The sequence below is a fragment of the Serratia sp. root2 genome (assembly GCF_031931805.1).
GTDB classification, from domain to species: Bacteria; Pseudomonadota; Gammaproteobacteria; order Enterobacterales; family Enterobacteriaceae; genus Serratia; species Serratia inhibens.
The window spans coordinates 64,357-88,597 of record NZ_JAUJXB010000005.1 but is presented as its reverse complement, the minus strand read 5'-3'; the positions used below and the strand labels follow the sequence as shown (position 1 = coordinate 88,597).

Annotated in this window: 20 protein-coding genes; 12 read left to right on the top strand and 8 right to left on the bottom strand. The window is 59.0% G+C overall.

What is annotated here, in order from left to right; genetic code table 11:
* Position 1: 1 nt before the first annotated feature.
* Positions 2-1,468 carry an aminotransferase-like domain-containing protein gene (locus QZQ97_RS19865; RefSeq protein WP_311994850.1) on the bottom strand — a complete coding sequence of 489 codons (1,467 nt, stop codon included), beginning with the start codon at positions 1,466-1,468 and terminating at the stop codon, positions 2-4.
* Positions 1,469-1,607: 139 nt separating this feature from the next.
* Between QZQ97_RS19865 and QZQ97_RS19860 the strand changes: the two genes are divergently transcribed.
* Positions 1,608-2,216 carry a LysE family translocator gene (locus tag QZQ97_RS19860; protein WP_311994849.1) on the top strand — a complete coding sequence of 203 codons (609 nt, stop codon included), beginning with the start codon at positions 1,608-1,610 and terminating at the stop codon, positions 2,214-2,216.
* Here QZQ97_RS19860 and QZQ97_RS19855 read toward each other — a convergent pair.
* The 4 genes from QZQ97_RS19855 to QZQ97_RS19840 all read right to left on the bottom strand — a co-directional run bounded on the left by QZQ97_RS19855 (position 2,213) and on the right by QZQ97_RS19840 (position 7,240).
* The gene (locus tag QZQ97_RS19855) at positions 2,213-2,764 is read right to left on the bottom strand and encodes an MltR family transcriptional regulator (RefSeq protein WP_041415802.1); all 552 of its coding nucleotides are present in this window, start codon (positions 2,762-2,764) and stop codon (positions 2,213-2,215) included. The two genes, QZQ97_RS19860 and QZQ97_RS19855, sit on opposite strands and share 4 nt — an antisense overlap.
* Before the next feature lie 94 nt (positions 2,765-2,858).
* Entirely contained in the window at positions 2,859-4,010 is a 1,152-nt protein-coding gene (locus QZQ97_RS19850) for a mannitol-1-phosphate 5-dehydrogenase (protein ID WP_311994848.1), read from the bottom strand.
* Between the two features lie 58 nt (positions 4,011-4,068).
* Positions 4,069-5,988, bottom strand: coding sequence for a PTS mannitol transporter subunit IICBA (locus tag QZQ97_RS19845; RefSeq protein WP_311994847.1), 1,920 nt, complete (start codon positions 5,986-5,988; stop codon positions 4,069-4,071).
* A gap of 532 nt (positions 5,989-6,520) precedes the next feature.
* Positions 6,521-7,240, bottom strand: coding sequence for a DUF3053 domain-containing protein (locus QZQ97_RS19840; protein WP_004950637.1), 720 nt, complete (start codon positions 7,238-7,240; stop codon positions 6,521-6,523).
* A 203-nt stretch (positions 7,241-7,443) separates the two neighbouring features.
* Here QZQ97_RS19840 and QZQ97_RS19835 point away from each other — a divergent pair, with 203 nt between their 5' ends.
* Positions 7,444-7,719 carry a Fic family protein gene (locus tag QZQ97_RS19835; protein WP_311994846.1) on the top strand — a complete coding sequence of 92 codons (276 nt, stop codon included), beginning with the start codon at positions 7,444-7,446 and terminating at the stop codon, positions 7,717-7,719.
* Positions 7,720-7,757: 38 nt separating this feature from the next.
* Here the strand turns inward: QZQ97_RS19835 and glyS are convergent, their stop codons facing one another.
* Both glyS and glyQ read right to left on the bottom strand, forming a co-directional pair.
* Entirely contained in the window at positions 7,758-9,827 is a 2,070-nt protein-coding gene (gene glyS / locus QZQ97_RS19830; protein ID WP_311994845.1) for a glycine--tRNA ligase subunit beta, read from the bottom strand.
* Between the two features lie 9 nt (positions 9,828-9,836).
* Positions 9,837-10,751: a glycine--tRNA ligase subunit alpha gene (gene glyQ, locus QZQ97_RS19825; protein ID WP_006321728.1), complete on the bottom strand. Its 915-nt coding sequence runs from the start codon at positions 10,749-10,751 to the stop codon at positions 9,837-9,839.
* A gap of 262 nt (positions 10,752-11,013) precedes the next feature.
* On the opposite strand from glyQ, the gene QZQ97_RS19820 reads away from it, so the two are divergent.
* The gene (locus QZQ97_RS19820; RefSeq protein WP_311994844.1) at positions 11,014-12,357 is read left to right on the top strand and encodes an MFS transporter; all 1,344 of its coding nucleotides are present in this window, start codon (positions 11,014-11,016) and stop codon (positions 12,355-12,357) included.
* Here QZQ97_RS19820 and QZQ97_RS19815 read toward each other — a convergent pair.
* Positions 12,341-14,329 carry an autotransporter outer membrane beta-barrel domain-containing protein gene (locus tag QZQ97_RS19815; RefSeq protein WP_311994843.1) on the bottom strand — a complete coding sequence of 663 codons (1,989 nt, stop codon included), beginning with the start codon at positions 14,327-14,329 and terminating at the stop codon, positions 12,341-12,343. The two genes, QZQ97_RS19820 and QZQ97_RS19815, sit on opposite strands and share 17 nt — an antisense overlap.
* 197 nt (positions 14,330-14,526) lie before the next feature.
* Here QZQ97_RS19815 and QZQ97_RS19810 point away from each other — a divergent pair, with 197 nt between their 5' ends.
* The 9 genes from QZQ97_RS19810 (at position 14,527) to QZQ97_RS19770 (ending at position 24,202) form a co-directional block, all read left to right on the top strand.
* Positions 14,527-15,093: a DNA-3-methyladenine glycosylase I gene (locus tag QZQ97_RS19810; protein ID WP_311994842.1), complete on the top strand. Its 567-nt coding sequence runs from the start codon at positions 14,527-14,529 to the stop codon at positions 15,091-15,093.
* Positions 15,090-15,524 carry an N-acetyltransferase gene (locus tag QZQ97_RS19805; protein ID WP_311994841.1) on the top strand — a complete coding sequence of 145 codons (435 nt, stop codon included), beginning with the start codon at positions 15,090-15,092 and terminating at the stop codon, positions 15,522-15,524. Before QZQ97_RS19810 ends, QZQ97_RS19805 begins: the two co-directional genes overlap by 4 nt.
* A 132-nt stretch (positions 15,525-15,656) precedes the next feature.
* The gene (locus QZQ97_RS19800) at positions 15,657-16,316 is read left to right on the top strand and encodes an OmpA family lipoprotein (protein WP_013810943.1); all 660 of its coding nucleotides are present in this window, start codon (positions 15,657-15,659) and stop codon (positions 16,314-16,316) included.
* Between the two features lie 156 nt (positions 16,317-16,472).
* A complete protein-coding gene (locus QZQ97_RS19795) occupies positions 16,473-17,489 on the top strand; it encodes a LacI family DNA-binding transcriptional regulator (RefSeq protein WP_006321734.1) in 1,017 nt (338 codons plus the stop codon).
* 183 nt (positions 17,490-17,672) lie between these two features.
* On the top strand, positions 17,673-18,425 hold the full coding sequence (locus QZQ97_RS19790; RefSeq protein ID WP_311994840.1) for a sugar phosphate isomerase/epimerase family protein: 753 nt from the start codon (positions 17,673-17,675) through the stop codon (positions 18,423-18,425).
* Between the two features lie 5 nt (positions 18,426-18,430).
* Positions 18,431-19,390, top strand: coding sequence for a sugar kinase (locus QZQ97_RS19785; RefSeq protein WP_311994839.1), 960 nt, complete (start codon positions 18,431-18,433; stop codon positions 19,388-19,390).
* Positions 19,391-19,622: 232 nt separating this feature from the next.
* A complete protein-coding gene (locus QZQ97_RS19780) occupies positions 19,623-20,891 on the top strand; it encodes an MFS transporter (RefSeq protein ID WP_311994838.1) in 1,269 nt (422 codons plus the stop codon).
* A 105-nt stretch (positions 20,892-20,996) separates the two neighbouring features.
* Complete coding sequence (ghrB, locus tag QZQ97_RS19775) at positions 20,997-21,974, top strand: glyoxylate/hydroxypyruvate reductase GhrB (protein WP_311994837.1); 978 nt, start codon at positions 20,997-20,999, stop codon at positions 21,972-21,974.
* Positions 21,975-22,135: 161 nt separating this feature from the next.
* Positions 22,136-24,202, top strand: a complete 2,067-nt coding sequence (locus QZQ97_RS19770) for an alpha-amylase (RefSeq protein ID WP_311994836.1) — start codon at positions 22,136-22,138, stop codon at positions 24,200-24,202.
* The last annotated feature ends 39 nt before the right edge of the window (positions 24,203-24,241 follow it).

The window sequence follows — 24,241 nt, the reverse complement described above, 5'->3', positions numbered from 1 at the left end:
GTTACTCGCCTTGCTCGATTCCCGGCGGCAACCCGCTCATCTCGCAGGCTTTCGCCCCCACGCGCGCCAACGCCTGGGTATAACGCGCATTAAACGGATAGCAGCAAGAGAGCCGCAGCCCGTTGCGGTAGCGACCGCTGGGGGAATACAACGTGCCCGGGGTCAGGCAGATTTGTTCCTCCAGCAACTGATGGAACAGCGCCACGCTGTCGATCCCGCCCGGCAACTCAACCCAGAACACAAAACCGCCCGCCGGCTGCGTCGCCCGCGTGCCTCGCGGGAAATGGCGGGCAATCAACGCCCGAGCCGCCTCCACCTGCGCGGCATAGCGTTTACGCAGGTTGCGCAAATGATGATCGTAGCCGCCGGTTTCCAGGAACATCGCCAGCGTCTCTGACAGCAGCTGTGATTCCGCCATCGATGACACCGCCTTCAGCTTGCGCAACGCTTCGTTGAAGCGCCCGCCGGCGATCCAGCCGATGCGGAAATCCGGCGCCAGCGTCTTGGTGAAGCTGGAACAAAACAGCACCCAGCCGTCGCGATCGAAAGATTTCACCGCCGGCGACAGCGCGCCGCCGAACTGAATCTCGGCGTACAGCCCATCTTCAATCAGCGGTACCTGGTGATCGTTCATCAGCCGCGCCAGCCGCTTCTTGGCCGCCAGCGGCATGGTGCAACCCAGCGGATTCTGCACCGTCGGCATGGCGATCACCGCATCCAGCCGCTTCTCATTCAACAACAATTCCAGCGCGTCCAACGACAGGCCATGCTGCGGATCGGTCGGGATTTCCAGCGCCTTCAGCCCCAGGCTGGCCAGCAGCGGCAGCAGATAAAAATAGGTCGGCGACTCCAGCCCGATGCAGTCGCCCGGCTTGGTGGTCACGCGCAGCGCCAGCTGCAGCGCCTCCATGCAGCCGTGGGTCAGAGTGATATCGCCAGGCTCCAACAGCATGCCCAGCGTCATAGAGCGGCGGGCGATCTGCTGACGCAGCCGCAAACTGCCGGGCGGTAACGCGTACTTGCCGATCAGATCAGGCTGGCGACGCAGCTGCGACGACAGCATCCGCCCCAGCTTGCCGCCGGGATAAAAATCAGAGGTTTGCGGGCAGGCCAACGACAGGTTGGTGAACGCCGGGTTCTGCTGGGCGGCAAACACCGTGTCGATCAGCGCCAGCACGTCATCCGCCGGCGGTTCAATCCGGCTACTGGGCTGCGAGGCAGCTTTCAGTGCCGGCAGCGTGCTGCGCACATAGAAACCGGACTGCGGCCGCGCTTCGATCAGCCCACGGTCTTCCAACGCACGGTAGGCCGCCACCACGGTATTGATGCTGACGCTGTGGGTCTGCGCGCAGCGGCGCACCGAAGGCAAACGGCTGCCGGGCAGCAGCGTGCCGCGGCGAATGGCCTGTACCAGGGTATCCGCCAGTTGCTGATAACGCGTTTCCGGCATTTCATCGAGCAGGGTCACAGTTTCTCTCCAGGTTATGGGTACAGTTTACGCCTTATTAAACTGTACCCATAACAATAGCGGGTTTCTGGTTCTGTCACCATCCGTCCGCAGGTTTTATGCTGGTTCCCTTGCTACTCTGCCGTTTAAGGAACCCGTTATGCTGGACTCCGCCTTTATCAGTTATGTCACGGTGATGTCGATCACCCCCGGCCCCAACAACCTGTTGCTGGCCTCGTCCGGCGTCAACTTCGGCCTGCGCCGCACCCTGCCGATGGTGTTCGGCATCAGCCTGGGTTGTGGGATACAGTTGGCCCTGACCACCAGTCTGCTGGCGCTGGTGCTGAGTTGGGCCGGAGCGATACGTTTCCCGCTGGCGGTGATTGGTTGTGCCTATTTACTGTGGTTGTCGTGGAAGCTGTTCCAGGCAACCTCGCCGGATGCCAAACAGCAGGCGCAGCCGATGCGCTTGCTCAACGGCGCGCTGTTCCAGGCGGTAAATCCCAAAGCCTGGTTGATGGCAATTAACATCGCGATCCTGTTCACCCCGCGCGAAGGGACCAGTCTTAGCCACACGCTAATGCTCGTTGCCGGCTTTGTCGCCTTGAATATCCCTTGCGTGCTGGTGTGGGCGGCGCTGGGCGATCGCCTGCGCGATGCGCTGCGCGTCACCTGGAAGCTGCGGCTGTTTAACGCGACGATGGCGGGGTTGATGGCGGTAACGGCGCTGTGGCTGTTGTTCGATGAGTGGCGCGCGGCCTTTGCTTAACCGCGGCCGAGAGGAGAAAGCCGGGACGGCTGTTTGGCGCCGATGCCGGCGATCAGATCGGTAATCGACAGCACCATGGTGGAACGCACCACCTGCTGGTAACGCTGACGCTGCATGGCGATCAGCGATTCTTCCGCTTCGCCGGGCTGCAGAAAAGTCGGCACCGGCGGCAGCGCGGCCACACAGTGCAGTTCGCCGAACGGGCCGAGGATTTCATCGTCGACAAAACGGTATTCCGATCCGTCGTGATTGAGCTCTTCGCGCATCGCCATCAGCAGTTCGGCGTCTTCGTATTCGTGACGCGAGATAACGCCGAGCCCGTACATCAGCTTAAGGCGTACCGACAGCTCCCCCAAGGGGCCGGCACCGGACAATAACGGTTCAACGGCATACTTCACCGCATAGTCATCCTTGCGGAACACCTGCACCACCAGCACGTTGAGCGCTTCCGCCAGCAGCTCTACCGCTGCGATCAGAAAACTGCGCACCGTCTTGCCTGCGTTCAGCTTTTCCAGAACCTGATTTTCAAATGCCTGTGGCTCGATCATCGTCGCTTTTCGAATGGCCTGGGAGAAGCCGTCAATGCTGAAGTCGGGGTATAGGGGCGCAGCTTGCCGCGCCCGTGGATTCGTCATACTGAATCTACTTTTGCATGGCGTTATACACAGCAACCGCCTGTTCTACAACCTCACTTTCAACCGGCAGACCGGAAATTTGCGCCAGAGCCGCTTTTGGCCCCAGTTTGGCCAGCAACGCCACCAGCTCTTGCGCCTGCGGATCCTGCTCACTGCGGTAGCTCATGGCGGCGGCAATGCCCTGGATCAGGTTGGCGTGCGGCAGACCATATTCCAACGTGCCCAGCAGCGGTTTGATCAGGCGGTCACCGGCGCTCAGTTTACGCAGCGGCTGACGGCCCACGCGTTCTACGTCATCGTGCAGGTACGGGTTTTCAAAGCGGCTGAGGATTTTATCGATATAAGCGGCGTGCTTGTCGGCGTCAAAGCCGTAGCGTTTGATCAGCACCGCACCGCTCTCTTCCATCGCGCCTTTCACTACGCGGCGAATGGCCGAGTCGAGGATCGCATCACGGATGGTCAGCAGACCGGCCTGTTGGCCAAGGTAAGCGGTGATGGCGTGGCCGGTATTGAGCGTGAACAGCTTGCGTTCGACAAACGCCATCAGGTTATCGGTCAGCTCCATGCCGGCGATCGCCGGTGGTTGGCCCTTGAACTGGGTCTGATCGACAATCCACTCGCTGAAGGTTTCTACCGTCACTTCCAGCGGATCGTTGCTGCCCGCTTCCGCCGGCGGCACGATGCGGTCCACCGCCGAATCGACAAAGCCGACATGCTGTTCGACCCACGCCTGCTCATCTTGCGGCAGCGCGTCGAACACGTGCTGCTTTAACTGGCTGGAGCCGCGCACCATGTTCTCGCAGGCGATGATGTTCAGCGGCTGAGTGTTGCCCTGCTGATGGCGTTTGATCAGTCCCTTGGCGACAGTGCCGGCAATTTTAGCCAGGACCTGCGGGCCGACGGCGGTGGTCACGATGTCCGCTTCGGCGATCAGCGCCACCGCCTCTTCGCTGCCGCTGTTAACCGCGCTGACGTCATTCACGCTCTCAACCCGCGCCTGCTCACCCACGACGTGTACCTGATAGCTTTTGCGGCTGTTCAGCAGGTCCAGCACGCTTTGGTTAACGTCGGCAAAGGTCAGTTCGGCGTGCGCGTCCGCCAGCAGCTTGCCGATAAAACCACGCCCGATATTCCCTGCACCGAAATGTAATGCTTTCATATTCCTACCTTTCCAATGTCGAAGGGTGCAGCAAGCTGCACCCTTTAAAATGATTCTGTTATCCGACTTTTTTGCCACCCAGCAGATCCAACACTTCCTGCACACTGGTGGTATTCGCCAGCCGCTCGATGACGCCTTCGTCATCCAACGCGTTGGTCAGGCTGGTGATCACCTGGATATGTTCGTTGTTGCGGGCGGCAATACCGATAACCAGCCGCGCCACTTCATCCTCTTCATCTCCGAAACGCACGCCCTGCGGATACTGGCAGAACACCACGCCGGTGCGCAGCACCCGGTCTTTGGCTTCGATGGTGCCATGCGGCACCGCGATCGACTCGCCCAGATAGGTGGAGGTGAGTTTTTCGCGCTCCAGCATCGCCGGGACGTATTCCGGCTCTACGTAGCCACCTTTAACCAGTTGTTCGCCGGCGAAGCGAATCGCCTGCTCTTTGTCGCTGGCCTGCAGGTTAAGGAACACGTTGCTTTCGCTCAGTTTGAAGAGGTTTTGCTCGGTCGCTTCAAAGCTGTCGTCAAGCGTGCTGATGACTTTTTGCTGGTTATCGGTGGTTTTGTTGGCCGCCACCAGACGTTCGGTCAGATCGCTGTACAGCTTGCTGTCGAGGAAATTGGTCAGCGAGATGTGTTGGGCCTGCGGCGCATGGCGCATTGCACGCTCGGTCAGATCGCGGTGGGTGATCACCAGATCCACATCGTCCGGCAGGCTATTGATGGCACTGTTGGTCACGGAGATGTTTTTCAGCCCGGCGTCCGCCACTTTTTTGCGCAGCACACCGGCGCCCATGGCACTGGAGCCCATGCCCGCATCGCAGGCGACGATGATTTTACGTACGGTAGTCAGGTCGCCGTCCACCGCAGCGTGCACGGCAGCACCGCCTTTAGCCTGAGATTTCATCTCCTGCATGCGGCGGGTCGCTTCTTCCAGATCGTCCTCGTCCTTCACTTTCGAGGTTTTCAGCAGGAAAGCGGAGACCACGAAGGACACGGCGAAGGCCGCCGCCACCGCCGCGATATTGGCGAAGTAAGCGCCTTTCGGCGTCATCGCCAGTACCGCCAGGATGGAGCCAGGCGAAGCCGGAGAAACCAGGCCGCCGTTCAGCATGGTGAGAGTGAACACGCCGGTCATGCCGCCCAGGATCACCGCCAGCAGCAGGCGCGGGTTCATCAGCACGTACGGGAAGTAAATTTCGTGGATACCGCCGAGGAAGTGAATGATCGCCGCACCGCCGGCAGACTGCTTGGCGCTGCCACGGCCGAAGAACATGTAAGCCATCAGCACGCCCATGCCCGGGCCCGGGTTGGCTTCAATCAGGAAGAACACTGACTTGCCGGCCTCGGTGGCCTGCTGAATGCCCAACGGCGAGAAGATACCGTGGTTGATGGCGTTGTTCAGGAACAGGATTTTCGCCGGTTCAACGAAAATGGACGCCAACGGCAGCAGGTTATTCACCACCATCACATGCACGCCGGCCGCCAACAGTTTCGACAGTACTTCCACCAGTGGGCCAATGGCCATAAATGCCAAAATCGCCAGCAGCATGCCGATAATGCCGGCGGAGAAGTTGTTCACCAACATCTCGAAGCCGCTTTTGATTTTGCCGTCGACCCAGCGGTCAAAATGCTTGATTGACCAGCCGCCCAGCGGGCCGGCAATCATCGCACCGAGGAACATCGGCATGTCTGCACCGACGATCACCCCCATGGTGGTGATGGCGCCGACGACCCCGCCGCGATCGCCCCCCACCAACCGCCCGCCGGTGAAACCGATCAGCAACGGCAGCAGGTAGGTGATCATCGGGCCAACCAGTTTGGCCAGAGTTGCATTCGGCAGCCAGCCGGTAGGAATGAATAACGCGGTGATGATACCCCAGGCGATAAAGGCGCCAATGTTGGGCATCACCATATTGCTCAGGAAGCGGCCAAAGTTTTGAACTTTGACTTTGATGTCTGGTGAAAACATAAAACACACCCCTATTGTTACGCGCTGACAATAGAGCGCGTGATTATTGTTGTTACGATCCAGCCGTGTTGGTGCTGTCTGCGAGTGGACTCTATCACGCTGTTTTTACTACGCGAACTTCACGGATTTTTCGTGATCAACATCACACCTAACACCCCATGCACCAGGTACTTATAGTGACATTCGTCACAATTATTCCGTGTAAAAAAAACACAACGCGAACAAAACCGGCGTAAATGCGCAAAAATAGTGATAAATGTCACATTTTCATGATGCGTGTTTGTTTTTAAATTGTGATGTTTATCACAATTTATTTTGTCAGTAGCTACCGAATCCTGGTTTGGGGGAAGACCTTCCCTGTGAGCACTCATCCCGCCGGGAAATCGCGATGTGATGAATGTAAGAAAACTACATGACGAAATACGATGATGAATTGAGTGTAGTACAGAAGCGATGGGGAAGAAGTGAGCAAGCTATTGGAAAGCTGGGGGGTTGAATAACAGAAGCCGGCAAGCCGGCCTCTTGAAAACAATTACTGGGTCACGCTCGCGACGGTTTTCTGTGCATTCAGTAAATCCTGCTGCTTGGCCACCAGATTCGACATCATGGTGTTGTATTGCGTTGCCTGCTGCGAAGTACGGAACTGCACGCCGTTGTTGTTAAAGCTCACCTGATTGCCCTGGGTCCGCAGGAAATCCCCGACCTGAACCAGATCCTGAACGAAACTGGCGGTGGTAGGGATAACCGGCATCAGCGCATTGGCCGGCCCGGTGACAATCTTGTCATACACTTGATTATAAACGGCTTTCAGATCGTCAGGTTGCTTCAGCGCCGCCCGGGAGGTGTCTGCCTGTGACTTGGCAGACTGAATCTGCTGGCCCAGCAGGTTCAGCGCCCCAACGGATTGCTGCAGCGAATCGCGCTTGCTCATGTAATCCTGCGCGGTGCGGATCTGGTTAATCTGATCCAACGCCGGCGTCAGGCTGGCATCCAGCGATTTGGACAACTGCTGTGAAAAACCGACCAGGATGGCGTAATCACCGGCATAGTTGCCGAATTTCTGCTTCTGATCTTCGCTCAGCGTCGGGATTTTCGCGCCGCTGCGCATAACCGTATTCTGTAAGTAATCAACAAACGCCTTGCGTTGTTCCGGCTCTTTATCGCCGCAGGCAGTCAACTGCATGACCACCAACAATGCCAATACCGGGGCCAACCAACGCGCGAAAACTCTGCTCTGGATCCCTACCGCCATGTGACATAACTCCTGTTATAAACCTGCTTTCTCATCGGACTCCGTCCCTTTTGTTGCACTCCTTGCGCCTATAAGAATAGATCAACTGAGTGCGATCCGATACGCGATTCACCATTCGGTTACGATTCTGTGGCGAAAGGGTGCTCAATGGCGGTAACGGAGACTCTGTCACATGTACCGACTGCGCGCCCTTTGTGGAGTTTATGCTGGAGATGATTTTGCGGGCGCTGGAGCAAAGTCTTACCCCCCAAGTCACCCCCCAAGTCGGCGAGCTGTTAGCGGCACTAAAGGGAGAGATGTCGCGCGAGGCCATTCAGAGCGCGTTGCAACTGCAGGATCGAAAATCTTTCCGCGAACGTTATCTGCAACCTGCGCTGAATGCAGGATGGATCGAAATGACGCTACCGGAGAAGCCCAACAGCCGTCTGCAAAAATACCGGCTCACCGCAGAGGGCGCAACACAGCGCCGCCAGCAATAGAAAAGGCGCCCGCAGGCGCCTTTTTCACGGCAGAACGCTTACTGCAATACGGAGATATCCGCCACCTGCAGGAACAGCTCACGCAGCTTGCTCAGCAACGTCAGACGGTTTACACGCACCGCCTCGTCATCGGCCATCACCATCACGTTGTCGAAGAACGCATCGACCGGCTCACGCAGCTCCGCCAATTCCACCAGCGCATCCTGGTAGCGGCCTTCAGCAAAGAAAGGCTCCAGCTTATCGCGCAGCACCACCAGGTGGGTCGCCAGTTGGATCTCAGCCGCCTCTTTCAACACCGAAGCGTGAACGCGATCGTTCAGCGTATCGGTAGATTTGGCCAGGATGTTGGAGACGCGCTTGTTGGCCGCCGCCAGCGTCGTAGCCGCTTCCAGCGTACGGAAGTGAGTGACCGCCTTGACGCGTGCGTCGAAGTCCGCAGGCTTGGTCGGACGACGTGCCAGCACCGCCTGAATGGTGTCGACGGCGTGGCCTTCTTCCTGATACCAGGCGCGGAAACGGCCCAGCATGAACTCGACAACCTCGTCGACTGCCTTGGCATTGCTCAGCTTGCTGCCGTACAGGCGCACGGCCTCTTCGGTCAGGGTCTGCAGATCCAGCGGCAGGTTTTTCTCAACGATGATACGCAGCACGCCCAATGCAGCACGGCGCAGAGCGAACGGATCCTTGTCGCCTTTCGGATGTTGCCCGATGCCGAAGATACCGGCCAGGGTGTCCATCTTGTCGGCGATCGCCAGCGAACAAGCCACCAGCGATTCCGGCAACGCATCGCCGGCAAAGCGCGGCTGATACTGCTCGTTCAGCGCAACGGCAACGTCTTCCGCTTCGCCGTCGTGGCGCGCGTAATGCATGCCCATCACGCCCTGGGTGTCGGTGAATTCGAAGACCATGTTGGTCATCAGATCGCACTTCGACAGCAGGCCCGCGCGGGTAGCGTGGTTAACGTCGGCGCCAATTTGGCCGGCAACCCAGCCCGCCAGCGCCTGGATGCGATCGGTCTTGTCGCGCAGGGTGCCCAGTTGCTGTTGGAACAGCACGGTTTCCAGACGCGGAAGGTTGTCTTCCAGGCGTTTTTTGCGGTCGGTGTTGAAGAAGAACTCGGCATCGGCCAGACGCGGACGCACCACCTTCTCGTTACCGGAGATGATTTGCTGCGGATCTTTGGATTCGATATTCGCCACGAAGATAAAGTTCGGCAGCAGTTTGCCCGCAGCGTCATACACCGGGAAATACTTCTGGTCGCCCTTCATGGTGTACACCAGCGCTTCCGCCGGCACCGCCAGGAATTTCTCTTCGAACTTGGCTGTCAGTACCACCGGCCATTCCACCAGCGAGGCCACTTCTTCCAGCAGGCTTTCGCTCAGATCGGCCTTGCCGCCAATCTGCTGCGCCGCCAGCTCGGCGTCACGCTTGATCAGCGCTTTGCGGGCTTCGTAATCGGCAATCACTTTACCGCGCTCCAGCAGGATCTGCGGATATTGGTCGGCGTTGTCGATAGTGAACTCGGCTTCACCCATAAAACGGTGGCCGCGAAGGGTACGGGCGGAATCGATGCCCAGCACGGTGCCCGGGATCAGCTCATCGCCCAGCAGCAGGGTCACGGTGTGTACCGGACGCACGAACTGCACTTCGGAGTCGCCCCAGCGCATCAGTTTCGGGATCGGCAGTTTGGACAGCGCAGTGCTGACCATGCCCGCCAGCAGCGCTTGCGCGGACTGGCCTTTGACATGGGCGCGATACAGCAGCCACTCGCCTTTGTCGGTCACCAGGCGCTCTGCCTGATCGACAGTGATGCCGCAGCCACGCGCCCAGCCTTCGGCCGCTTTGCTCGGCTTGCCTTCGGCGTCGAACGCCTGGGCAATCGCCGGGCCGCGTTTTTCGACTTCGCGATCGGCCTGTGCGGCGCTCAGATTGGCCACTTTCAGCGCCAAACGGCGCGGAGCGGCGAACCAGCTCACTTCGCCGTGCTCGAGGTTGGCGCTATCGAGCTCGGCGGTAAAATTCGCGGCAAAGGATTCTGCCAGTGAACGAAGAGCCTTCGGCGGCAGCTCTTCCGTGCCGATTTCCACCAGGAAAGTCTGTTGAGTCATGGCTGCCTCTTAGTTCTCGTTCTTTTTGCACATCGGGAAGCCCAGCGCTTCACGGGAAGCGTAGTAGGCCTCGGCAACGGCTTTGGTCAGCGTGCGGATGCGCAGAATATAGCGCTGACGCTCGGTCACCGAGATCGCCTTGCGCGCATCCAACAGGTTGAAGGTGTGGCCGGCCTTCAGAATACGTTCGTAAGCCGGCAACGGCAGCGGTTTCTCCAACGCCAGCAGCGACTGCGCTTCTTTCTCGTACTGCTCGAAGCAGGAGAACAGGAAGTCGACGTCGGCATACTCGAAGTTGTAAGTGGACTGCTCCACCTCGTTCTGGTGGAACACGTCGCCGTAAGTGGTCACACCCAGCGGGCCGTCGCTCCAGACCAGATCGTAGACGCTGTCCACGCCCTGGATGTACATCGCCAGGCGCTCAAGGCCGTAAGTGATCTCGCCGGTAACCGGTTTGCACTCCAGGCCACCGACCTGCTGGAAGTAAGTGAACTGCGTCACTTCCATGCCGTTCAGCCACACTTCCCAGCCCAGGCCCCAGGCGCCGAGCGTCGGGTTTTCCCAGTTATCTTCTACGAAGCGGATATCGTGGATGGTCGGATCCAGACCCAGCTCTTTCAACGAGCCGAGGTACAGTTCCTGAATGTTGTCCGGCGACGGTTTAATGATCACCTGGAACTGATAGTAGTGTTGCAGGCGGTTAGGGTTTTCACCGTAACGGCCGTCGGTCGGACGACGGGACGGCTGCACATAGGCGGCGGCAATCGGCTCTGGGCCGAGAGCGCGCAGGCACGTCATCGGGTGAGAGGTTCCCGCGCCGACTTCCATGTCCAATGGTTGAACAATGGTGCAGCCCTGGCGCGCCCAATAGTCCTGCAGTGTCAGGATCAGGCCCTGAAAGGTCTTGGTATCAAACTTTTGCATGTTGAATTCGCACGCGATACAAGTGGATTTATATGGAATGGGCCAGTATACCCGTTGACCGTAAGATATACAGCCAGAATCCGGCAACAACTGCGAATCGGCAAAGAAGCGTCGCCTTTTCATGCACTCTTTTAGGGCAAATGCTCCTGCCAAGCGCCCATTCAACGCTCTCACCCCCTCGCCGCATCCCGTCCCGCAACGGCCACGAGACTGGCACCAACCTTGCAGCGTCCTGATATCAAACGTTTCAGGAGGTTCGCTGATGACCAACGCCTTAACCGACAGTCGCTATCGTTACCGTATTTTCGCCATGGTGTTTTTTATTGCGCTGATCAACTACGTCGATCGCGGCGCGTTATCCTTCGCCGCCAACGATATCTCGCGTGAATTCAACTTCAACAAGGCGCAATTGGGCGCCGTACTGGGCTACTTCGGCTTTGGTTATTTGTTCGGTTCGCTGTGCGGCGGCTTTCTGGCCGACCGTATCGGCACCAAAAAAGTCTGGCTGATGGCCGGGGCGCTGTGGTCGCTGCTGGAGATCGCCACCGCCTGGGCCGGCGAGCTGGGGGTGGCGCTGTTCGGCGGCTCGGCGATCATGGGTTTCGCCGCGCTGCGGATCATGTTCGGCTTTGCCGAAGGCCCGGCCTACGCGCTGATGAACAAAACCATCGCCAACTGGGCACCGCGCAAGGAACGGGGGTTTTCATTGGGCATCGGCCTGTTGAGTACCCAGGTGGGATCGCTGCTTACCGCACCATTGGCGGTGGGGCTGCTGCTCTTGACCGATGACTGGCGCAGCATGTTTATCCTGCTGGGCCTGTTCTCGCTGATCGCCATTTTGTTGTTCGCCCGCTTCTTTACCGATACGCCGCAGGAACATCCTCTGGTTAACGCCAGCGAACTGGCGGCCATCGGCGCCGATCAGGAGCCGGACAGCCAACAACCGCACCTGCCGTGGTGGGCATTTTTCACTAACCGCACGCTGGTGTTTAACGCCCTGGGTTACTTCTCTTTCCTCTACGTCACCTTTGTGCTGGTCACCTGGGGGCCGAAATACCTGCAGGACACCTTTAACTACGATCTGCACTCGCTGTGGTATGTGGCGATGATCCCGTGGAGTGGCGCCTGCTTTACCGTGCTGCTCGGCGGCCGCATCGCCGATGCATTGTTGAGACGTTTCGACAATCTGCGGCTAGCGCGCAACCTGTTTGCGGCGGTGACGCTGCTGCTGACCGCCACCTGCTTCCTGCTGATCCCGTTTATGAGCACGGCGACCGAAATCATTCTGTTGATGACGCTGGGCAATGCACTGAACGCGCTGGTGAATAACGTGTATTGGTCGGTGGTGATCGACGTCACGCCGAAGGCGTCGGTGGGCGCTTACAGCGGCATGACGCTGGCGATCGCTAATATTGCGTCGATCACCGCGCCGATGCTGAGCGGTTGGTTGGCGCAGCACCACGGCTATGGCGCCATGTTCTTCGCCACCGCCGCAGTATCGTTCTGCAGCATGCTGTGCATGACTCTGCTGCAGCCGGAAAGGAAGATGCAGGAAACCAGAACTGGCACTGAATCTGTGCCCCTAAGCGTCAAAACCGCGCGCTGACGCCGACGTTATACATAAACTGCTCGCCGCTGCTCAGGCCGCCGGTTTGCGAAACGGTGGCGAACGCCGCCACCTGCTCAGTCAGCGGCATGTTCGCCCCCAGCGTGACATCCACCCAGTTTTTATCCTGACCGGCGCTGTCGCGGGTGAACGAGGTCTGCGTGGACTTCAGCCCGCCGCCGGCCCGGTAGACATCATCGCCAAACTGATGCTGATAGCTGACTTCGGCGTACGGATTAAACAAACCAAATTTGCTGTCCAACCGCCAGCCCAACGCGCCGATCTGCGAATGGTAGGTCTGGTCGTTAAAGCGCATTGAGGTGCTGTTGTTCCCATCCTCGCTGTAACCGGAGACGTTGCTGTAATCCCAGGCAAATTGCGCCATCGGGCCGGTAGCCAGATAAGAAGTAATGGGGAAGTCGTATCCGGCGGTAAGGCGCGCGCCCCACTGCTTGCCGGAGGTCGAGCCGGTTTCGGTGCGGGTTAGCGGCCCAAGCTGCATGCTGCGGCGAATATCGTCGTAATCCATCGTCGCGTAGTGCAGATCGGCATTCACCCAGCCATGCTCAAACAGATCAAGGGCGGTAAAGGCCGACAACAACAGGCCGCGTGCCTTGTATTCATAGCGGCTGGAAGGCTGTTGATCGTCATTGGAACCGGAAATCAGCGCGCCAATCAGCCAGCCTTCGGTCAACTGATAATCTACCCCAACCGTCAGATTATGGGTGGTGGCGTTGCCGTCGCCCGCCGCCTTATTGGCAGAGTAATCATAATGCTGCCCGGCATAGCCGCCGAAAACGCCCAGCGCGCCTTGTGGGTTGTCGCCATTGCGCAGTTGCTGGAAACGGCTGTCGAGCGTCGCGCGGCTGTCACGCGCCATCGCCGCCGTCGCCTGATTCAGCGCCACCACCTGCGCCGGGCCGTCCAGCACCGCCTGAATGTAATCGGCAATCAGCAGATGCGCCTGCGGGCTGGGGTGAAAATGGTCGGAGAACAGATAGGACTGGTTGGCGTCGAAACCCGGCGTGGCGGAACTGCACACCGCAGACGACACCCCGGCCGGACAGGCCATGCCGGCGGTATTGGCAAAGCCAAACTGCGCCGGATTGGCTATCGCCTCGGCAAACAGCCTGTTCACGTCGACGCGAACAATATTACCGCCGCCCTGCGCCAGCAGGCGATCCTCACTCTGGTTATAAAAATCGGTCAGTTGCGCGGCCTGAGCACTCAGGCTGTCGTAGGCGGCAATCAGCTGTGCGGCAATCGCCTGCTGCACCTGCGGGATTGCGCTGGCCTGTGCGGCGGCGGAAGTCAGCGCCTGATGGATCGCCTGGGTGCGAGAAGCATTATCCGGCGTGGCCAACGAATTGAGGGTGGCATAGGCCGCCTGCACTGCGGCGCCCTGCACCGGCGTCAGCGCCTGCTGGATAATCAGCTCCATCAGCTGCGGCGTTGAACCAATATTCGGTACCGTCGGCACGATCACCGTACCGGCACCGGCATTCAACAGTGAATGAACCTGTTCAGCGGCTGCCGCTGCACTGTTATAGGCCACGTCCGGCCCGGTGGTGGGATTTAACGCCGCCGCCGCCAGATCGTTGCCGCCAATCCAGTGAATATACAGACCGTCGCCATCGGCCCTACCATCGACCCGACCAAGGTAGCTCTGCACCTGATCCTGAGTATTGTCCGCCGGGTTGAGCGCCGGCACCGCCACACCGCCGCCGGCGGCATAGTTGTAGCCACCGTCGTTCGACGCCACCAGCGCTGCGCCGATGCGTTGCGCCAGCACTTCGTCATACAACAGGTGTTTATTGCTGTCGTAGGTAAAGCGGCCATTGTTGCCGGTATCACTCAGGCTATCGCCAAATACGTAGACTTGGTCATAAGCCGGCGCCGGGGTAGTCATACTGCATAATATCGCCACTGCAAGCGCCGCCGGGCGGGGCATGCGAGTTATTTTTAGAGGCATGAAGAGACTCCTGAGAGCCAGCAAATGAAGGAAAACCGTTTCTTATCATTGACCTTTTTTACCTTCGGCCATCTAGTAAATATTGCTGGCTTTTTCGCCACGTCAAGTCGCTTGATGATAAAACAATCAGGGGCTTGCCAAGCTTACCGCTTCAGGCGATGATTACTGTAAATAAACACAGCTTAAGGACAGGCAGTATGACCAGCGAACGTTGCGGTTGGGTGACGGCAGATCCGTTATATCTCGACTATCACGATAAGGAATGGGGCGCACCGACCACCGATGCGCGCGAACTGTTTGAAATGCTCTGTCTGGAAGGCCAGCAGGCCGGGCTTTCCTGGATCACGGTGCTGAAAAAGCGTGAAAATTACCGTCGCGCCTTCCACAATTTCGATCCGGTCCGAGTGGCGGCCATGACCGAGCAGGACGTGGAAACGCTCCTGCAGGACAGCGGCATCATCCGCCATCGCGGCAAAATCGAAGCCATCATCACCAACGCCAGAGCCTATTTGGCCATGGAAGCGGCCGGCGAAGATTTTTCCGCCTTTATCTGGGGCTTTGTCGGTGGCAAGCCGCAGCTCAACAGCTGGCAAGCGCTGAACCAGGTGCCGGCGAAAACCGAGCTGTCCGGTGCCTTGTCCAAGGCGTTGAAAAAACGCGGCTTCAAATTTATCGGCTCCACCATCTGTTACGCCTTTATGCAGGCCTGCGGGTTGGTGAACGATCATCTGACCGGGTGTATTTGCTACCCAAAGCAGAAATGATCCGCCCCTGCCGCCCGGCCGATATGCCGCGGCTGATGGCCCTGTGGTTGCCCAGCACCATCGCCGCCCACCCGTTTGTGGCAGAAAGCTATTGGCGGGAAAGCGCTGTACTGGTGCGGGATAGCTATCTGCCGCGGGCGCAAAGCTGGGTGTATTGCCACGCAGGGGAGATCGTCGGGTTTATCAGCGTGCTGGATGAACGCTTTATCGGCGCGCTGTTCGTCGAACAGGCCTTTCACGGCCACGGCGTCGGCCAGGCGCTGATGACGCACGTACAGCAGCGCTATCCCCGGTTGAGCCTTGAGGTATATGAGCAAAATCTGCGTGCCTGCGCGTTTTACCGTAAACAGGGTTTTCAGGTAGCCCAACGGCTGTTCAATGAAGAAACCCAGGCTTATACGCTGATCATGAACTGGCCAGCGGCCGTCTGAATCCTGTCGATTTCGCTTAAAAATAACGCATCCCGCACCGGGGTGCGTTCAATTCAGAATCCGCTGTATGGTATTCCCCTGATTTTTCCCTGATAACAGGCTCAGCGTCTATCCGCTTGTTAAGGAAAAAACATGAAACGCATTGCGATTATTGCCGGCGCGGTGAGCGTTGCGCTCACGCTGTCAGCCTGTACCACCAACCCGTACACCGGGGAATCCGAAGCCGGTAAATCCGGTATTGGCGCCGGCCTTGGCGCGGCACTGGGTGCCGGTGTGGGCATGATATCTTCGTCGAAAAAAGACCGCGGCAAAGGTGCGCTGATCGGCGCAGCAGCCGGTGCGGCACTGGGCGGCGGTGCGGGATATTACATGGACGTGCAGGAAGCCAAACTGCGTGACAAAATGAAAGGCACCGGCGTCAGCGTCACCCGCCAGGGCGACAATATCGTGCTGAATATGCCGAACAATGTCACCTTCGACAGCAGCAGCGCTACCCTGAAACCGGCGGGTGCCAACACCCTGACCGGCGTAGCCATGGTGCTGAAGGAATACCCAAAAACTGCGGTTAACGTGATTGGCTACACCGACAGCTCCGGTTCCCGTTCCCTGAACATGACCCTGTCGCAGCAGCGCGCCGACGGCGTAGGCAGCGCGTTGATCACTCAGGGCGTGGCGGCAAACCGCATCCGCACCTCAGGCGCAGGCCCGGATAACCCAATCGCCTCCAACAGCACGGCAGAAGGCAAGGCGCAAAACCGCCGCGTCGAGATCACCCTCAGCCCGCTGCAGTAATCCCGTGCGGGGTGCCAAGCCCCGCCGCTTCTCGCTTTCCGCCCATCCCCTGGTCACACACAACCTGCCATTCAGCATTCCCGGCCCCGCGCCGGGTGTGGTAGTCTCCTTGGCAATTAACCGCAGGGGAGATCGGCAGTGAGCACTGTTAAGGCAATGCGCGCCTCGGGGCGCGCCACCATCAGCGATGTGGCGAAAACCGCCAAAACCGGCAAGACCAGCGTATCGCGCTATCTCAATGGTGAGCAGCACCTGCTTTCTGACGATCTCAAACAGCGCATCGAACAGGCAATCCACCAGCTCGACTACCGGCCGAGCCAAATGGCCCGCAGCCTGAAGGGCGGGCAAACGCGCCTGATTGGCCTGATCATCGCCGATATCACCAACCCCTACTCGGTGGACGTCATGCGCGGCATCGAAGCCGCCTGCCGTCAACACGGCTTTACCCTGCTGGTGTGTAACACCAACAACGAGGTCAATCAGGAACAACACTATCTGCAGTTGCTCAGCAGCTACCGGGTGGAAGGCATCGTGGTCAACGCCGTCGGCATGCGTGAAGAAGCGTTGTCGACGCTGCAACAATCCATGCTGCCGATGGTCCTGATCGACCGCAAAATCCCTGATTTCGCCTGCGATGTGGTCGGCCTGAACAACCATGAGGCGGCGACCACCGCCACCGAACATCTGTTGCAGCAGGGATTCGAAGCCATCTTGTTTCTCAGCGAGCCTATCGGTACGGTCAATACCCGGCTGGAGCGGCTGCACGCCTTTAACCAGACTATGGCGCAACATGACGGGCTGCTGGCTGAACAGGCCGAGACGCCGCTTAACGACCTGAAGCAGCTGGAAAGCGTGCTCAGCGGCTTTAACGCCCGCCACCGCGGTATGCGCAAGGCAGTGATTTCCGCCAACGGCGCGCTGACGTTGCAGGTAGCGCGCGCCATGCGCCGGCTGGGCATTCAATGGGGCAGCGATATCGGCCTGCTCGGCTTTGACGAGCTGGAATGGGCCGAACTGGCGGGGGTAGGCATCACCACCTTGAAGCAGCCGACCTATCAAATGGGCCACGCGGCGCTGGAACAACTGGTGCAACGTATTCAGGGTCTGGATGCGCCGATCGGCGAACAGATGTTCTCCGGTGAACTGATCGTTCGCGGCTCCACCACCCGCTAATCCCCCCTTCTCCCAGCTGTGGCGCGGTTTACGGCGCCTCTCCCCCTCCTCTGAAAGACTATTTTTTGCTCATGTTCGTGATTGCGATCATATTTTTACATTCTGTCGCTTTCACCTGGAACCGGTTCCATTTAACGTACTCTTAACAGCAGCGGTGGGAATAACACCACCTCAGGAGCCAAAATGAAAAGAGAAATTATCGTAGTGACCGGCGCATACGGCACCGATGTGGTTCAGCAACAGGGTGGGCAAGCCGCTTTACTGCCGATCATCGCCGGCGCGGGCGCCGATGGCGTGGAGATCCGCCGCGAGCTGTTCTCCACCCAAGAGCTGGAAAGCCTGCCGGCGCTGGCTCAGGCGATTGAACAACAACAGCTATTTGCCGTTTATTCCGCCCCTGAGGCGCTGTTTACCCCACAGCATACGCTGAACCCAAACCTGCCGGCGCTGCTGGCGGAAGCTCAGCTGCTGAAGGCACGTCAGTTGAAGCTTTCCCTTGGCCACTACCAACCGGGTTTCGATTTTACCGAACTGAAAGTGGCACTGGAGCAGCACCCGGTCAAGCTGGTGGTGGAAAATGACCAGACCCCTGACTGCGGGATCTTGTCGCTGCTGAATGCCTTTTTCCATGCGGCGGAAGACAACCACCTGCCGGTCAGCATGACGTTCGACATGGCCAACTGGCTCTGGGTGGGGCAAGACGCCTTCGCCGCCGCCGAACGCCTGGCGAGCCACGTCAGCTATGTTCACGTCAAAGCCGCCACTCACGGCCTGCGCGGCTGGCGCGCGGTGGCACTGGATGATACCGACGGCAGCTGGCGCGACCTGCTGGCCCGCCTGCCGCTGGATGCACCGCGCGGCATAGAATTCCCCCTGCAGGGTGACAGCCTGGAAGCCGTTACCCGCCACTACGTAAACCTTCTGCGTGCGGAGTAAACATCATGACAACCCTGACCGCGGCGCGTAACGCGCCATTGGACGTAGTTACGCTGGGTGAGGCCATGGCGATGTTCGTGGCCACACAAACCGGCGATCTGGCTGAAGTCGAGACCTTCACCAAACGCATCGCCGGTGCCGAGCTGAACGTGGCGATTGGCCTTGCGCGCCTGGGTTTGAACGTGGGCTGGGTCAGCCGGGTCGGCAACGACGCTTTCGGCCGTTTCGCCCTGCAACAGCTGAAAAAGGAAGGCATTAACTTCCAGCAGGTCACGATAGACGGCAACTATCCGACCGGTTTTCAGGTCAAATCGAAAACCACCGATGGTACCGATCCCAGCGTGGAATACTTCCGCAAAGGCTCAGCGGCCAGCCACCTGTCGACCGCCGACTTTAACCGCGATTACTTCGGCTCCGCACGCCATCTGCACCTGAGTGGCGTGGCTGCCGCCCTGTCCGGCCAGTCGCTGGAGCTGTGCAACCATGCCGCCCGTGAAATGCGCGCCATGGGCAAAACCATTTCATTCGATCCCAACCTGCGCCCGGTGCTGTGGTCCAGCCAACAGGTGATGATCGATCAGTTGAACAAACTGGCGTTCGCTGCCGATTGGGTGCTGCCGGGACTCAAGGAGGGGCAAATTCTTACCGGCCAATCAACGCCGGAAGGCATCGCCGATTTCTACCTGGAACGCGGTGTGCAAGCGGTGATCATCAAAACCGGCCCGGACGGCGCCTGGTTTAAAACCGCCGCCGGCGATCGGGCCACGGTGCCGGCGATAAAAGTCAGCAACGTGGTGGATACCGTTGGTGCGGGAGACGGCTTTGCCGTCGGGACAATCAGCGCCCTGCTGGAGGGCAAAACGCTGAAACAGGCGGTGCAACGCGGCAATAAAATCGGCTCGCTGGCGATCCAGGCCATCGGCGACAGCGAAGGGTTGCCAACCCGCGCGGCACTGGCTGAATAAAATACCCGTCATTCTTCAAGCTGCAGGTGTGTTGACTGCGAGCTCTCACCCGAATCACTTACGTGAGTAAGCTCATCGGGATTCACGCTCTTGTCGCCTTCCTGCAACTCGAATTATTTGGGGTATATAACAAACATAAAAAAGTTAACAGCCTTCTCCGAACGGCACACGCCTCTGGCCCTACAACCAGACTCGCCGGGAGAGCACCACTCCGACACTGAGGAATCTGAACATGAATACAGTCACTCTCGCGGCCAAACGCTGGTGGTACATCATGCCCATCGTGTTTATCACCTACAGCCTGGCCTACCTCGATCGCGCTAACTTCAGCTTTGCTTCAGCCGCCGGTATCAACGACGATCTGGGCATTACCAAAGGCATGTCCTCGCTGCTGGGCGCACTGTTTTTCCTTGGCTATTTCTTCTTCCAAATTCCCGGTGCGATCTATGCCGAACGCCGCAGCGTTAAAAAACTGATCTTCTGGTGCCTGATCCTGTGGGGCGGCTGTGCCTCGTTGACCGGCGTGGTCAGCAATATCCCGATGCTGGCCGCCATTCGCTTTATTCTCGGCGTGGTGGAAGCCGCCGTGATGCCGGCGATGCTGATTTACATCAGCAACTGGTTCACCAAATCAGAACGTTCACGCGCCAATACCTTCCTGATCCTCGGTAACCCGGTAACCGTGTTGTGGATGTCGGTGGTTTCCGGCTACCTGATCCACGCCTTCGGCTGGCGCGAGATGTTCATCATCGAAGGTATTCCGGCGGTACTCTGGGCCTTCTGCTGGTGGGTGCTGGCGAAAGACAAGCCGGCGCAGGCCAAATGGTTGAGCGAAGACGAGAAATCGGCGCTGCAGCGGCAGCTTGACGAGGAGCAGAAAGGCATCAAGGCGGTACGCAACTACGGTGAAGCCTTCCGTTCACGCAACGTGATCCTGCTGTGCGTACAGTATTTCGCCTGGAGCATCGGCGTGTATGGCTTCGTGCTGTGGCTGCCGTCCATTTTGCGCAGCGGCATGCAAATGGGCATGGTGGAAGCCGGTTGGCTGTCGGCGGTACCTTACCTGGCGGCGACAATCTCCATGATCGTGGTGTCCTGGGCTTCGGACAAAATGCAGAACCGCAAACTGTTCGTTTGGCCGCTGCTGCTGATCGGCGCGCTGGCGTTCTTCGGTTCCTATGCCATCGGCACCAACCATTTCTGGGTTTCCTACAGCCTGCTGGTGATCGCCGGCGCGGCAATGTATGCCCCGTACGGACCGTTCTTCGCCATCATTCCCGAAATGCTGCCGAAAAACGTCGCCGGTGGCGCGATGGCGCTGATCAACAGCATGGGGGCGCTGGGCTCCTTCTTCGGCTCCTGGTTCGTCGGCTACCTGAACGGCGCGACCGGCACCCCGGCAGCTTCCTATATGTTTATGGCGATTGCGCTGGTCGTGGCGGTGGTGGTGACGCTGATCGTTAAACCCGCCCGCAACGAGGTTCATCCACAAGTAGCCTGATCTCGTTATACTTTATTTTCTGTTGAACATACCCAATGGATTTCAGGTTGTAGCCAGGCAACAACGCTACAGCCTGAAAGACGAAGGGTATTGCTGGAGTTCGTGATGAAGCCTTCAATTGTATTGTACAAAAGTATTCCCGCCGAGCTGCGTGAACGACTGCAACAACACTTCACCGTGCACGCCTTCGATGGTCTGTCGCCGGATAACCGCGACGAGCTGAAACAAGCGCTCGCTCAGGCGGAAGGGATCATCGGTTCCGGCGGCAAGATTGATGAAGCTTTCCTGCAACAAGCGCCCAAGCTGCGCGCCGCCTCGACCATTTCCGTCGGTTACGACAATTTCGACGTCGACGCGCTTAACGCCCATAACGTGGTGCTGATGCATACCCCGACGGTGCTGACCGAAACCGTCGCCGATACCATCATGAGCCTGGTGCTGGCGACGGCGCGCCGCGTGGTGGAAGTGGCCGAGCGGGTAAAAGCCGGTGAATGGCAGGGCAGCATCGGGCCGGATTGGTTTGGCGTCGACGTGCACCATAAAACCCTCGGCATCCTCGGCATGGGGCGCATCGGTCTGGCACTGGCCCAGCGCGCGCATTTCGGCTTCGGTATGCCGATACTGTACAACGCCCGTCGCAATCACGAAGAGGCCGAGACGCGTTTTAACGCCCGCCGCTGCGATCTGGACACCCTGTTGGCCGAGTCCGACTTCATCTGCATCACGCTGCCGTTGACCGAAGAAACTTTCCATATGATCAGCCGCGATCAACTGGCGAAGATGAAAAAGAGCGGTATTTTGATCAACGCCGGCCGTGGCCCTGTGGTGGATGAAGCGGCGCTGATCGAAGCGTTGCAGAACGGGACGATCCACGCCGCCGGGTTGGACGTCTTCGAGAAAGAGCCGCTGCCGGTCTCTTCTCCGCTGCTGACGCTGCCGAACGTGGTGGCACTGCCGCACATCGGCTCCGCCACTCATGAAACCCGCTATGGTATGGCCGAATGCGCAGTGGATAACCTGATTGCCGCCCTGACCGGTACGGTAAAAGAAAACTGCGTCAATCCGCAGTTGCTGAAGAAATAGTCATAACGGGCGGGAGTTTTCCCGCCCATATTCTTTCCCTCTTATCCCCCTTCTCCCTCCTCCCTGAAAATACGCCATCGGGATGAGGCTATTTTTTCTTCATTTGTCACACTGACCTTACCCTAGAATAAAAACGCTTCCTGCCACGCGTAAGGAGAGCCATGAAACGCCTGACCCTACCCCTGCTGATGCTGCTGTCACCAGCCGCAACAGCAAGCTGGACGCTGCAAAGCTTCCCGGCCTTTGACGAATCCACCGCCGGGCTGTTCACCAGCCAAGCCACGCTGCCCAAGGGCGAACTGCCGCTGAAAATTTATCAGGATCGGCAATGCTGGCAGCCGACCACTGCGGCCAGGCTGAATCAAACCCTGTCGCTGCAACCTTGCGGCGATGGCCCTCCGGTCAACTGGCGGCTGTTCCGCGACGGTGAATACCGGGTGCGCGTCGATACCCGCAGCGGTACGCCGACGCTGCTGCTCAGCCTGAAAACGGCCCCACAGGCCACCGCAGCAGCGGCAACCCACATCTGCCAGCGCTGGGACGGCAAGCCCGTCACCCTTGACGTAGCGGCGACCTTTGCCGAAGGCGAAACGGTGCGCGATTTCTATTCCGGCCAAACGGCCAGGGTCAGCCTGGGCAAAGTAACCCTTCAGCCTGCAGCTGGCAGTGGCGGCATGTTGCTGCTGGAATCCGCCGGCACGGAAAAACCGGCACCGTTCAACTGGCACAACGCCACGGTCTATTTCGCCCTGACCGATCGCTTTGAGAACGGCAACCCGGCCAACGACTACAGCTACGGTCGCCGCAGCGACGGCATGCAGGAGATCGGCACCTTCCACGGCGGCGATCTCGCCGGGCTGACGCAAAAGCTGGATTACCTGCAACGGCTTGGCGTCAACGCACTGTGGATCAGTTCGCCACTGGAACAGATCCACGGTTGGGTCGGCGGCGGCACCAAAGGCGATTTCCCGCACTACGCTTATCACGGCTACTACGCACTGGACTGGACCCGGCTCGACGCCAATATGGGCACCGAGCAAGACCTGCGCACACTGGTCGAGCAGGCGCACCAGCGCGGCATCCGCATTCTGTTCGACGTGGTGGTAAACCATGTCGGCTACGCCACCTTGGCCGATATGCAGACCTTCCAATTCGGCTCGCTCTACCTGAAGGGCGCGGAGATCGAAAAAACGCTGGGTAAAAACTGGGGCGACTGGCGGCCTGGCCCAGGTCAAAACTGGCACAGCTTCAACGATTACATTAATTTCAGCGACAAGGCAGGCTGGAGCCCGTGGTGGGGAAAAAACTGGATCCGCACCGATATCGGCGACTATGACTCGCCGGGTTATAACGACCTCACCATGTCACTGGCCTTCCTCCCGGACATCAAAACCGAAGCGCCCGGTGCCAGTGGGCCACCGCTGTTCTATCGCCACAAACCCGACACCGCCGCACGCGACATTCCCGGTGCCACGACCCGCGACTACCTCACCACCTGGCTGAGCCAATGGGTGCGCGATTACGGTATTGACGGCTTCCGCGTCGATACCGCCAAGCACGTGGATAAACCCACGCTGGCGCTGCTGAAACAACGTGCCACGGCGGCGCTGGCGCAATGGAAAGCCGCTAATCCGCAACAGGCGCTGGATGACGCCCCGTTCTGGATGACCGGCGAAGCCTGGGGCCACGGCGTGATGAAAAGCGAGTATTACCAGAATGGCTTTGACGCGATGATCAATTTCGATTTTCAGGATCAGGCTTCGCAGGCGCTGAGCTGTTTCTCCAGTATCGATGCCACTTACCAGCAAATGGCCGGCAAACTGCAGGACTTCAATGTACTGAGCTATCTCTCCTCGCACGATACCCGGCTGTTCTTCGCCAGCGACGCCAAAGGTTCGCTGCCATTGCAGCAGCGTGCGGCAGATCTGTTGCTGCTGGCCCCGGGGGCGGTGCAAATTTACTACGGTGATGAAAGCGGCCGCCAATTCGGCCCAACCGGTTCGGATCCGCTGCAGGGCACGCGTTCCGATATGAACTGGAGTGAGCTGCAAGGCCCCAAAGCTCCGCTGCTGGCGCATTGGCAGCGGCTTGGGCAGTTCCGCGCCCGCCATCCGGCGATCGGTGCCGGCACGCAGCAGTCGCAGCAAACCGCAGGCTACTATGCTTTCAGCCGTCGGCTCGGCGACGACAAGGTGATGGTGGTGTGGGTTGGCGATCGGTCACATTAATTCAGCACAATATGCTGAAAATTAACCTCAGGGTGAAGT